General features: G+C 66.8%; 10 protein-coding genes and 1 pseudogene. 5 read left to right on the top strand and 6 right to left on the bottom strand.

Features of this window, described 5'->3' with window-relative positions:
- The first annotated feature begins 116 nt into the window (after positions 1–116).
- The 4 genes from BO1_RS08220 (at position 117) to BO1_RS08235 (ending at position 4,390) form a co-directional block, all read left to right on the top strand.
- Positions 117–971: an SPOR domain-containing protein gene (locus BO1_RS08220; RefSeq protein ID WP_043284192.1), complete on the top strand. Its 855-nt coding sequence runs from the start codon at positions 117–119 to the stop codon at positions 969–971.
- A 204-nt stretch (positions 972–1,175) separates the two neighbouring features.
- A complete protein-coding gene (locus BO1_RS08225; RefSeq protein ID WP_028217162.1) occupies positions 1,176–1,814 on the top strand; it encodes a thiol:disulfide interchange protein DsbA/DsbL in 639 nt (212 codons plus the stop codon).
- Positions 1,815–1,828: 14 nt separating this feature from the next.
- Entirely contained in the window at positions 1,829–2,614 is a 786-nt protein-coding gene (locus BO1_RS08230) for an SDR family oxidoreductase (RefSeq protein ID WP_028217163.1), read from the top strand.
- A gap of 180 nt (positions 2,615–2,794) precedes the next feature.
- Entirely contained in the window at positions 2,795–4,390 is a 1,596-nt protein-coding gene (locus BO1_RS08235; RefSeq protein WP_028217164.1) for an ABC transporter substrate-binding protein, read from the top strand.
- 100 nt (positions 4,391–4,490) lie between these two features.
- Here the strand turns inward: BO1_RS08235 and BO1_RS57195 are convergent.
- The 4 genes and pseudogenes from BO1_RS57195 to BO1_RS50105 all read right to left on the bottom strand — a co-directional run.
- Positions 4,491–4,628, bottom strand: a pseudogene (locus BO1_RS57195) (PIN domain-containing protein); the annotation flags it as partial.
- Between the two features lie 14 nt (positions 4,629–4,642).
- Positions 4,643–4,879 carry a type II toxin-antitoxin system Phd/YefM family antitoxin gene (locus BO1_RS08245; protein ID WP_407669914.1) on the bottom strand — a complete coding sequence of 79 codons (237 nt, stop codon included), beginning with the start codon at positions 4,877–4,879 and terminating at the stop codon, positions 4,643–4,645.
- Between the two features lie 117 nt (positions 4,880–4,996).
- On the bottom strand, positions 4,997–6,136 hold the full coding sequence (locus tag BO1_RS08250; RefSeq protein WP_028217166.1) for a glycosyltransferase family protein: 1,140 nt from the start codon (positions 6,134–6,136) through the stop codon (positions 4,997–4,999).
- 27 nt (positions 6,137–6,163) lie between these two features.
- A complete protein-coding gene (locus BO1_RS50105) occupies positions 6,164–7,297 on the bottom strand; it encodes a hypothetical protein (protein WP_052409395.1) in 1,134 nt (377 codons plus the stop codon).
- A 397-nt stretch (positions 7,298–7,694) separates the two neighbouring features.
- Between BO1_RS50105 and BO1_RS50110 the strand changes: the two genes are divergently transcribed.
- Positions 7,695–7,979 (top strand): hypothetical protein, encoded by a 285-nt coding sequence (locus BO1_RS50110; RefSeq protein WP_043284150.1) that lies wholly within the window; start codon positions 7,695–7,697, stop codon positions 7,977–7,979.
- An 8-nt stretch (positions 7,980–7,987) separates the two neighbouring features.
- Here the strand turns inward: BO1_RS50110 and fabI are convergent, their stop codons facing one another.
- Together fabI and BO1_RS50115 are read right to left on the bottom strand one after the other, a co-directional pair.
- Complete coding sequence (fabI, locus tag BO1_RS08265) at positions 7,988–8,767, bottom strand: enoyl-ACP reductase FabI (RefSeq protein WP_028217167.1); 780 nt, start codon at positions 8,765–8,767, stop codon at positions 7,988–7,990.
- Between the two features lie 185 nt (positions 8,768–8,952).
- Positions 8,953–11,799 (bottom strand): DUF3141 domain-containing protein, encoded by a 2,847-nt coding sequence (locus BO1_RS50115; RefSeq protein WP_322788519.1) that lies wholly within the window; start codon positions 11,797–11,799, stop codon positions 8,953–8,955.
- Positions 11,800–12,162 lie beyond the last annotated feature (363 nt).

Raw genomic sequence — 12,162 nt, forward strand, 5'->3', positions numbered from 1 at the left:
CAGCGACTGACGAAACCGCGCACGAAGAAGCAGCACGCGAAGCGACATGTTTGGGGCGCGTCCGCACGCGGACACGCGCCGTTCCAGAATTCTCTTGTTTGCAGGTGATTCAGACGATGGCAAAACCGCGCCGCACTACACAGCAGCAGTCGAAACAGTCCGGGGGTACCTTTCTCGGTGTCGTGCTGGGCCTGATTGTCGGCCTCGCGATCGCGGTGGTCGTGGCGCTCTACATCACGCGCTCGCCCACGCCGTTCGTCTCGAAGGTCGCGCCGCCCACCGATACCAGCCAGAGCGAGCAGTACGATCCGAACCGTGTCCTGCAAGGCAAGACGCCGGGCCAGCCCGTGACGCCGCAGGCCGCGCAAAGCACGCCGCCGAACACGGCGCCGGGCCAGACCACGAACCAGTCACAGTCCTCGGGCATGCTCGAAGAGCCGCAGATCGTCGAAGTGCCGCCTGCGGGCTCCACCGACAACGGTGCGGGCAATGAGGCCAACAATGGGGCCAACAACGCGAACAATAACGCCGGCGCAAACAACGGCGTCGCTGTCGCGCCGAGGCCCGCGACCAACAGCAACGCTACGGCCGCCGCGCCGAAGCCGCAGGCGCCCGCTCCTGCGCAGCAGCTCGCCAACAATCAGCCGCAGAAGGCCCCCAACGCCATCCCGGCGCCCAGCGCGAGCAACCTCAAGCCCGCGCAGCCCGGCGCGCCCACGGCCGCCGACGCCAACACCGGCTACTTCCTGCAAGTGGGCGCGTACAAGACCTCGGCGGACGCCGAGCAGCAACGCGCGCGTCTCGCCTTCCAGGGGTTCGAGTCGAAGGTGACGCAGCGCGACGCAGGCGGCATCACGTATTACCGCGTGCGCATTGGGCCGTTTTCGAAATTCGACGACATGAACTCGACCCGCCAGCATCTGTCTGACGCCGGTATCGACACCGCTGTCATCCGTTTCACGAAGCAGTAACCGTCGTTCGCCTCGCCCGCGCCCCGCGTGCTGCCCGCCCCGAGCGGCGGCCCGCGGGCAAAGGCCGGGCCCGCGGCGCGAGTCCGCACACAACGCAACACGAAACGCATCCCCAGGACGCAACCTCCGCGCGAGCACGCACATGACGCACTCGCGCATTGCCAGGCCGGACGCCGCCGGCCCCGTACATTGGAATAACACGCTATGAAACGACTTCTCGGAACGCTGTTGGTCTCGCTCTCGATGCTGGCCGGTGCGGCCCACGCCTCGCCCGCCGCGCCCGTCGCCGGCAAGGACTACACGGTCCTCCAGGCCGCACAGCCGCTCGACGTGCCCGCGGGCAAGATCGAAGTCATCGAGTTCATGTGGTACGGCTGCCCGCACTGCAACGAGTTCGACCCGTACCTCGAAGACTGGCTCAAGAAGCAAGGCCCGGACGTCGTGTTCAAGCGCGTGCCCGTGGCGTTCCGCGACGACTTCATCCCGCATTCGAAGATGCTCTACGCGCTCGACGCGCTCGGCCTGACGCAGAAGCTCACGCCGGCCGTCTTCCATGAGATCCACGTGAACAAGGACTACCTGCTCACACCGGAAGACCAGGCGAAGTTCCTCGCGACGCAAGGCGTCGATCCGAAGAAGTACATGGAAGCGTACAACTCGTTCTCGACGCAGAGCTCGCTCCAGCGCGGCAAGGCCATGGAAAGCGCGTACAAGATCGACGGCGTGCCGACCATCGCCATTCAGGGCAAGTATGAGACGGGCCCGGCCGCGACCAACAGCCTGCCGGGCACGCTCCAGGTGATGGACTTCATCATTTCGCAGATCCGCGCCAAAAAGATGTGAGCCCGCGCGCCGGAATGACACAGCCCCTGAAGGTCTTCATCACCGGCGCGTCGAGCGGCATCGGCGCCGCACTCGCCGCCGAGTACGCGCGGCGCGGCGCCATCCTCGGGCTCGTCGCGCGCCGCGCCGACGCCCTCGAGGCCCTTGTTGAGACCCTCAGCCAGTCCCACCCTCAGCACCCCGTTTCCCTCTATTGCGCCGACGTGCGCGACGCCGATGCGCTCGCGGCCGCCGCGCGCGCCTTCATCGCCGAGCACGGCCTGCCCGACGTGGTGATCGCCAACGCCGGCGTGAGCCGCGGCGTGCTGACCGGCCATGGCGACCTCGCCACGTTCCGCGACGTGATGGACACCAACTACTTCGGCATGGTCGCCACCTTCGAGCCGTTCGCCGAAGCGATGGCGCAAGCGCGGCGCGGCACGCTGGTGGGCATCGCGAGCGTGGCCGGCGTGCGCGGGCTGCCGGGCTCGGGCGCCTACAGCGCCTCGAAGGCGGCGGCGTTCGCGTATCTGGAGTCGCTGCGCGTGGAGATGCGGCCATTCAAGGTCAGCGTCGTGACGATCGCGCCCGGCTACATCCGCACGCCCATGACGGCGAAGAACCCGTACCGCATGCCGTTCCTCATGGATGCCGACCGCTTCGCCGCCAAGACCGCCGACGCCATCGCGAGCGGCACGGCCTTTGCGGTGTTCCCGTGGCCGATGCGCGTGGTCGCCGCGCTGCTCGGCGCCCTGCCGCGCTGGCTCTACGACCGCGCGTTCGAGCGCGCCCCGCGCAAGCCGCGCGCCGCCCAGCATTGATCCGCCTCCACTGATCCACCCCGGCGCCCCACTCGGGCGCCGCCCCCTCGCACGCCTTTGCCCAGAGCCGCCGCAGCGGCTCGCCCGATCGCGCCCTCATATGGGTATGCCGATTATGTTGTTGTCTGCGCAATGTCCCTTCGATAAGCTTGGCCCGCTATAAGGCCAAACGGAGACCCCATGCGCTTCTTCTCGCCCGCTCCCGTGCTCGCCGCCGCGCTCGCCTGCGCGGCCCTGCCCGTGCTCGCGAAACCGCTCACGGTGTGCACGGAATCGAGCCCGGACGGCTTCGACGTCGTGCAGTTCAACTCGCTCGTGACCACCAACGCGTCCGCCGACGTGATCTTCAACTCGCTCGTCGCCTACGACGAAGCGCAGAAAAAGGTCGTGCCCGCGCTCGCGCAGTCGTGGGACGTGAGCGCCGACGGCCTGACCTACACGTTCCATCTGCGTCCGAACGTGCAGTTCCAGACCACCGAATGGTTCAAGCCCACGCGGCCACTCACTGCCGACGACGTGGTCTTCACCTTCGGCCGCATGCTCGACCCCGACAACCCGTGGCACAAGGTGGCGGGCGCGAGCGGCTTCCCGCACGCGCAGTCGATGGGGCTCGCGAAGCTCATCAAGTCGGTCGAGAAGGTCGACGCGAACACGGTGAAGATCGAGCTCAACGAGCCGAACGCCACTTTCCTGCCGATCCTCACGATGGGCTTCGCGTCGATCTACTCGTCCGAGTATGCCGACCAGTTGCTCAAGGCCGGCAAGCAGGTCGACCTGAACGCGAAGCCCGTGGGCACCGGCCCGTTCGTGCTCAAGAGCTACACGAAAGACGCCGTGATCCGCTACGACGTCAACCCCACCTACTGGGGACCCAAGCCCAAGGTGGACCGTCTCATCTACGCGATCACGCCCGACGCGACGGTGCGCGCGCAAAAGGTGAAGGCCGGCGAATGCCAGATCGCGCTCTCGCCCAAGCCCCAGGACGTGGCCGACGCGAAGACCGACAAGGCGCTCAAGGTCGTTCAGACGCCCGCGTTCATGACCGCCTTCGTCGCGCTCAACACGCAGAAGAAGCCGCTGGATAACGCGAAGGTGCGCCAGGCGCTGAACATGGCGTTCGACCGCACGACCTATTTGAAGACGGTGTTCGACAACACGGCCACACCGGCGACCAACCCGTGGCCGCCCATCACCTGGGGCTACGACAAGTCGATCCAGGCGTATCCGCACGACATCGCGAAAGCGAAGCAACTGCTCGCCGAGGCGGGCGTGCCCAACGGCTTCGCAACGACGATTTGGGTGCGCCCGAACGGCAGCGTCCTGAACCCGAATCCGCGCGCGGGCGCGGAGCTGCTGCAGGCCGATTTTGCGAAGATCGGCGTGAAGGCGGACATCAAGGTGATCGAGTGGGGCGAGCTCATCAAGGAAGCGAAGCAGGGCCAGCACGACACGCTCTTCATGGGCTGGGCCGGCGACAATGGCGACCCCGACAATTACCTCTCGCCGCTCTTTAGTTGCAACGCGGTGAAGTCGGGCATCAACTTCGCGCGCTTTTGCGACCCGCAGCTCGACAAGCTGATCGCCGACGGCAAAGCGACCGCCGACCAGGCGCAACGCGCGAAGGACTATGAGGCCGCGCAGAAGATCATCCACGATCAGGCGCTGTGGATTCCGCTCGGCTATCCCACGGCCGCGGCCATCACGCGTACGAACGTGAGCGGCTATCAGGTCAGCCCGTTCGGGCGGCAGAACTTCGGGAACGTTGCGGTGCAGTGATGGATCGATGAATGCATGCTGCAAGTGTCACCCGCGTGCAATCGCGCGGCGCAGGGCGCGAACTGCCTGAGAGCCAGGCAGTTCGTACTCCGCGACCCGGTCACCAGATGGTCTTAACGTGTTTATAGGCGCGAATCTTTTCATCCCGAGTGACTAGCGGAACCGCCAGCTTGCGTGCCGTGGCCACGATCATGCGGTCGGCCGGATCTTTGTGGAATTCGCCCGGGAGCGCTACCGATGTATTGAGGACGATCATCGCGCCGCCTCCCACTCGACATCAACAGGCTCGGTGGGCGCGCTGTAGCGAACAACCGAGCCGCGCAATACTTCGAGTGGATTGCGCTCATTGCCTCGATACGGGCGAACCTCCAACGTCGGCTTACCGTGATCCGTCAGGATCACACTTTCGCCGGATGCCTCGACCTGGCGGAAATATTCAAGCGCTTTGGCCTTGAATTCAGACTTCGAAACCTGGCGGCCTTCCATCATCACCTCGCGTAGTCATGTGACCATGGTCATCACCAGAGCCCAAGAATGCGCTCGAAGGACGCTTCTCGATGTTGGGCTCAGGTCACCCCGTCTCATGATAGCCGGGTATGTTCCGCATCAAGGCAAGACCGACGTCCCCTTCACAAACCGCTTGAGCGCATCGGCCGCGTGCTGCCACCACAGCATGCCCACGCGCCGGCGCTCGCGCCAGGCGTGATCGTGCAGCGCCACGGCCCGCCATTGCTCCGCATGCGTGCGAAAGCGCGGCACGCCGAAGGTCTCGGGCGCCTCGTACAGATCGAGATACGCGCGCCGGTAATGCGCGACGAGCGTGCGTTCGTCGTAGTGCGTCTCCATCCAGCGGCGCGAAGCCAGCCCGATCTCGTCGCGCAGGCGCTTGTCGGCAAGCAGCCCGCGCAGCACCGGCTCCGCTTCCTCGAGCCGCACGTCCACCCAGGGCAGCTCCACCGCGCCCGTCATCGCACGCAGTTGCGCCTCTACGCGCGCATCGAGATGCCCGATGGTGGGTTTGCCCTGCGAGAGCGATTCGAGCCCACTCAGGTGATAGTTGCCGGTCACGCATTCGTCGACGGCCAGCGCCGCGCGCTGCTTCAGACGCAAGCACGCGTCGTGCGGCGTGTTCATGATCGTCTGCACGCGGCACAGGCCACGGCGTTCGAGACGGCGCAGCAGCGCCAGCGTCTGCGGCGCGCCCTTGGTCTCCCAGCGCGTCTTCCAGGCGCTCCGGCTGCCGCTCGGCGCGTACACGACGATGGGCGGGCCGTCGTCGGCTTCGGGTGCCGGCAGGTAGCGCGCGTCGTGGATCGGCACGAGGTTCGGCACCACGCGCGCGAGCGGATAGTAGCGCTCCGGCCCCTGCGCGATCACGAGCTGCGGCACCGGGTCGGTGATGATGCGCGTGAGCAGATCGGGATCGTGCCTCGCCCACAGCGAGGGCGCGGAGTGGTATTGCCGGATGAGCTTGCGCGTGCCGAAGCGGCGCGGCAGATCGGCGCCGAAGGTCTCGTCGAACGAGAAGTACTGGTGCAGGTGAATGACATCGGCGGCGTCGATGGCGGCTAGCGCCTCGTCGCGCTGCGTGCGCCAGTCGATATCGACCGCGAACGTGCGCGCGCCGTAGGCCGACGCGTCGAACACCACGTGGCGCGCTTCGATGTCGGTGTGCCGGTTCAGCGCCGCGACGATGTTGCCGGGGCTGCCCGCCACGGGTGTGTTCGAAATATGGACGACGCGCATGAGGGTACGGGAACGTTTGCGTGGCGCTCAGGCGAGCGCGGACGCGCGAGCCGGCGTTGGGGCCAGTGTTGGGGCTGGCGCGAAGCCCGGTATGGCTTCGCGCAAAGATTCGAGCGCGCAAGCTCGCGCGGGCTCGCCTGCGCACGCGGCGCCTCGCACGAGCGTCTGCCAGCGCAGCTTGGGAAAGATGTCTTCACCAAGCGCGCTTTCCATCGAGAGGTTGCGCACGTCCACGCCGCGACGGCCCAGCAGCGCGGATGCGTGCCGAAACGACGGCTCGATGAAGTCGCGGAAGTTTTCGTCGAGATAGCTCGGCTGCATGTTCGACGCGTCCTCGTAAAAGCGCGGCGTGCGCTTTGCGGCGGCCAGGTCGACGCCATGCAGGTACAGACGCCTGAAGCCGAGCGAAGCGAGCACCTGCAGGCCCGTATAGGCGACCGTGCGGCCGTCGAAGACGCCGTGGCGGAGGTCGAGGCTGAAGCCGAGCGGCTGCGGCGCCTCGAAGAGCGCCAGCGCCCGCGCGTCGTACGTCGCGCGCAGCTCGGCCATGCGCGGCGCGCGGTGGCCGGCGGGAAACAGCATGTCGTCGACTAGAAACACGCGGCAACGGACGCGTTCGAGGCCGATGCGCTCGGCGATGTGCCAGAGCACGAGCGGCGTGGCGAACAGCGTGAGCGGCTCGCGCACGACGCGCTCGACGAGATCGGGCCGGCTGCGCACGAACCCCGTGTCGACGATGCAGTAGTAGTCGAAGCGCACGCCCTGCCGCTCGGTGAGCGCAATGGCGCCGTTCACGCCGAGCACCCGCGGCAGGTGCAGCGCGCGGTAATCGATGAGGTTCACGGAAGGCCCGGTGGCGATGAGGTGGCATTCCTGCCCCGCATCGTGCAGGTCGGGCGCCAGCGCCATCTGGGCGTTGACGCACGCGAGACGGTGCCCGCGTATGCACATGCCGGTGAGCCGCCCCGCTGCGTCGCGTTCGAGCGCCACCCCATGCGCGAAGCGCTCGTTGTGCCGCCACGCGCGCGTATGCGTGTAACGGTAGAGCAGCTTGAAAAAGGTGTTGCCGGCACGCCTGACCGGCGATGTCGATGCACGCGCACCTTGCTCCGCCTCGACGACAGCACACGACGAGTGGATGGCGTTGCCTTCGGAAACCATCGCTGAACCTTGCAACGAAGCGAAGCCGAAGCTTCGCGATACGGTAAAGCGCGAGTCTATGTTTTTAACTCGTTACACAGGTTACATACTCTGCAAAACAATATTACCGATACTTACAGGCTGTCTTTCAGCACGTTCGTGCCGCACACGTTACGCGCGCCAGAAATGCGCAACATCTTGCGTCCAGTCAGAACACACGCGTTTTTTCATGAAGCGTTTTTAATCTGCGTTCTGCCCTGCTTTCAGGGCTTTTTCGCTTTTGCGCAATGACACTCGACAGCGCGACAAGCACGCACCGCCTCGTGAGACCGAGACGATTGTTGCAGTTTCGTAATTCGCCGCGCCACGGCCCGCATTAGATTGGAGGCGTCCATTCAACGAGCCAAAGGAGCCTCGAATGAACGCGAAACTCACTGCCGCACTGGGTGCGGGCGCAACGATTCTCGCCGTCTCGCAAACCGCCACGGCCGGTGTCTCCGTGGGACTCGCCGTTGGCGCACCGGTGCCGGTCTACGCGGCACCCGCTCCGGTCTATGCGGCGCCGGCCTATGTCGGCTGGCGCGAAGACGATCGCCGCTGGGCGTACCACCGCTGGGAAGAACACCGCTGGGACGAGCATCGTTGGGGCCACGACCGCCGCTGGGACGACCGTGATGGCGACTACGGCTATCGCCGTTGGTGAGCGCGCGCTCAAGCCATGATGTGCGCGCCGCCGTCGATATAGACCGTGTTGCCGGTCAGGCGTCGCGCGTAGCGCGTCGCGAGATACGCTGTCGCGTAGCCGACGTCCATGATGTCGACCAGCTCACCTAGCGGCGCGCGCTCGACCGCGTCCGCGAGCATGCGGTCGAAATCGGGCAAGCCCGAAGCCGCGCGCGTCTTGAGCGGCCCCGGCGAGACCGCATGCACGCGGATCCCAAGCGGCCCGAGCTCGTAAGCGAGATAGCGGCAGGATGCTTCGAGTGCCGCCTTCACCGGTCCCATCAGACTGTAGTTCGGCACTACGCGATTCGCGCCGTCGTAGCTCATCGCGAAGAGCGTGCCGCCGCGCGGCATGAGCGGCGCGGCGCGCTTCGCCATGCGGATAAACGAGTGGCACGAAACATCCATCGCGTAGGCGAAGCCCTGCGCCGACGATTCGAGCAGGCCGCCCTGCAGATCGGCCTTCGGTGCATACGCGATGGAATGCAGCACGATGTCGAGCGAGCCCCAGCGCTCGCGCACGGTGTCGAAGACGGCGTCGAGCTGCGCATCGTCCTCGACATTGAGCGGCAGCAGCAGCGCCGCACCGAGTTCGTTCGCGAGCGGCTCGACATGGGGCTTGGCCTTGTCGTTGAGGTAGGTGAGCGCGAGTTCGGCCCCAAGCTCGGAGAAGGCACGCGCGCAACCATAGGCAATCGATTCGGCGTTGGCCACGCCCGTCACGAGGGCGCGCATTCCGGCGAGCGGCCGGTCCGGAAGAGTCTGCATGGTTTGCCTCGACGAAATGGCGCGACCGTACGGGTTCGATGCCCTTCCGATTCGCGCTTCGGTGCGCGCACGCCCGCTTTATATACAACGACGACGCGCGCGGCACGCTCTCTCAGGTTCTTTTGTTCATCTGCAATGCTGCGGCCTGCGCACCATGCGAGCGCGCAAGCCGCAGCCTGTCTGCGTCACTTGCCGGTCGCCGACGACGCGCGGCGCCGCGCCGCCGCCGGACGCGCAGCGCGCGTCGAAGCAGGTGCGCTCGCTGCGGCACGGGCACGCCGCGCGGGCGCCGTCTTCGCTGCGGCTTTCGCTTCCGGCGCCTCCACGGCATGCGCCGTCGCTGCCGCGTTCACCTTCGCGGGCGGACGAGCCGCGCGCCTGGGCTTCGCAGCCGGCGCGGGCGAAGGCGTCTCTGCTACGGCGCGCTTTGCGGCTCTCGTCCCTGCCGTTGTCTTTTTCACCGCGGCCGCCCCCGTTTCCGGCGTCCCACCCGCATTGCCAGCGCTGCCCGAGGCATTGCCAGCGTTGCCCGAACCGCCTGCACTGCCCGCCGTGCCGCTGCCCGGCGGCGGCGGCAACGGCTCCTTCTCGCTGCCCGGCTCGACGCCCAGCACGCGCTGAACCTCGGCGAAACGTTCGGCGCGCCCGCCGTCTAGCGGCGCATAGGCCGTCGCGACCTGATACACCACCGAAAGCAGCAGTCGGCGCGTGCGTGTGTCCTGCACCAGTTCGGGAAGCGCTTCGATGGCGGCATTCGCGTCGAGCTGCACGATCGCGCCCTGGCGGCGCGCCGATTCCTTGAGCTCGGCGATGCTCGGCTGCCGATCGCCCATGTATTCGCGCGCGAGCTCGCGCATGCGCTGGAACGGACGATACTGCACCACGTGCATCTCGTCGGCGAGGTAGGCCATGATGCGCATGAACGCGTCGACGAGCGTGCCCTTGTGCACGTGCTCGCGCGCGGCGCGCAGGCGCTGCTGCGCAAGCTCCTTGCGCAGCGCCGTGAGCGGCGGCGCGACCGGGTCGAGCGGCGTATTGGGCGTGACGCCCACCCACGCCTGCACCCAGGGCGCCGTGTAGACGCCGTAGAACGTGCGTTCGACCCATGCGTCGCGCGCGTCGCGCCAGGCATCCCACGCGCCTTCGATGCTCGCCGACACCTGCTTCTCGATCAGCGTGAATGGATTGTCGGGCGCGGCGGGCAAGCGGTGCGCGCGCACCGCCTCTGCCACGGCGGGCAGCACGCCGAGCGCCGGGTTCGCATCGCTGAATACGCTGCGCTCCACGCGCGACGGATGCGTCTCGCGCAGCAGATGCGCCGAAAGCGCGTTGCTCGACGCGCGCACGAACGGCGAGACATACAGGTCGTAGAGCCGCTGATTGTTCTCCGCGAAGCGGCGCACCACTTCGAATGGCTGCTCGTCGTCGCGGCCGTCGTCGAGCGCGAGAATGTCGTCGATGGTGCGGCGCTCGAAGCGGATCTCGTAGCGCCCTTCGAGCGCTTCGAGCCGGCCGGCTTCCGGCGTCGAATCGGTGATCTTCGCTTCGTAGAGGCCCGGCGGCAGCACGTCGATCAGATCGAGCGCAGAAAACAGTTCGGTGTGCTCCTTATTCGCCACGCTCGCCGAAACGAAGATGCCCAGGTGCCCCACCTTGTCGTGCAGGCAGTAGACGATCACCTGCTCGTTGGCGACGATCTCGTCCACGCTCGCATAAAGATCGGGGATCCAGTTCAGCGCCTGCTGCGGCGGCGTGATGTTATCGCCCCACGAGGCGAGCACGATGATCGGCGTGCGGATGTTGCGCAGGTCCACCGGTGCGCGCGCATGCTTCGCGTAGACCTCGTTGCGCGTGAGGTGATTGCCGACGAACAGGTTCTGCACGATCCAGTCGATCTCGGCGCGGTTCAGCTGATAGTGGCCGCCCCACCAGCGCTCGAATTCGAGAAAGCGCTCGCGCTCCGTATCGACCTTCGCGTAGAGGTTGTAGAGCTTGCCCCAAAACGTGTTCGCCGGATTGAGGTTCTCGAAGTTCGTGACGAGATGCGCGCCGTCGAAGCGGCCGTCGCCGAGATCGGCGGCGAGCGACGACATCCACGAGCCACCCAGCATGCCGCCCGAATAGCGCATGGGATTCTTGCCGAGCACGCCGGCCCAGTACGAGAGCGGCGAGCCCGCGAGCATGAGCGGGCCGACCAGCGCGGGCGCGGACGCCGCGACGAGCGCCGCGGCCCAGCCGCCCTGGCAGTTGCCGATCACGAAGGGCAGCCCGTCCGCGTCGGGGTGCAGCTCGCGCACCTTGCGCAGGAACACGATTTCCGCTTCGCCGACCGACTGGATCGTCTGCGTTTCGGTCGGCAGCGGGAAGAAGGTCACGAAGTAGCACGGATGGCCCTTGCGCAACGCGATGCCCACTTCGCTGTCCATCTTGAAGCCCGCTATGCCAGGGCCGTGCCCCGCGCGCGGATCGATCACGACGAACGGGCGCATGCGCGCGTCAGTACTCACGCCCGCCTCGGGGTTGATGCGCAGGAGCGCATAGTTGCAGGGATCCTTCAGCTCGCTGCCATCGACGATCACTTCGTAGTCGAACGCGAGCACCGGCGGCATGCCGGCCTTCTCGTGCATGTAAGTCTGGTTGCCGCGCTCGCGCAGCACGTCGAGGAACAGGACGCTGCGCTGCAAGGCGTCGAACAGGTAGTCGAACAGCGGCTGGATCGCGGCGGGCGCCGACGCGGGCAGCGCAGGGATGGCGGGCATGGAGGCCGCCGCCGAGGGTTCGCGCGTCACGTTGAACGCGGCGAACGGCGCCGCCGCCGACGAGAACGCCGTGTTCAGCGCCGAACTGAGCGACGATTGCGCGGCCCCGGCGGATTCGGCGAATGCATCTGCCAGAGGCTGAAAGGGCTGAAACGGCTGGAAAGGCTGAAAGCCCTGGAACGCCTGCAGCGGCCAGAGGGGCCAGAACGGAGAGGGTGCAGAAGTCGGCGTGGAATCGGACGAGAGCGCAGGCGAGAAGGCGGATACTGCCACGAGACGAATCTCCTTTAACGGGGCGCGCGGCCCCGCGGGAAGCGGGACCGCGCGGCCAACGCGGATGGCGTACGCGCGATGCATGGCGCGCATCGCGGGAACGGCACGCGGGTCGCGCGGCTGCAGCACCCGCCGTCATGCGCAACGGCGGGCCGCAGCAAGAAATAATGGGCGAAAGCGCGGCATGAAGGCGCCGCACGCGCGCAGCACGCAAGTGGCAGGCGAACGCGCGCGGCAGTCATGCTGCACCGCAGTATTCCAATCTAGGCAGGGCTGGGCGCAATGTCAAGGCGGGCCGGATCGCGCTAACGCGTTATGGCGCCATGATCGCGCGTCGGCGTGAAGCCGGCGTGACAGAAAAGG

The sequence above is a fragment of the Paraburkholderia oxyphila NBRC 105797 genome (assembly GCF_000685075.1).
Taxonomy (GTDB): domain Bacteria; phylum Pseudomonadota; class Gammaproteobacteria; order Burkholderiales; family Burkholderiaceae; genus Paraburkholderia; species Paraburkholderia oxyphila.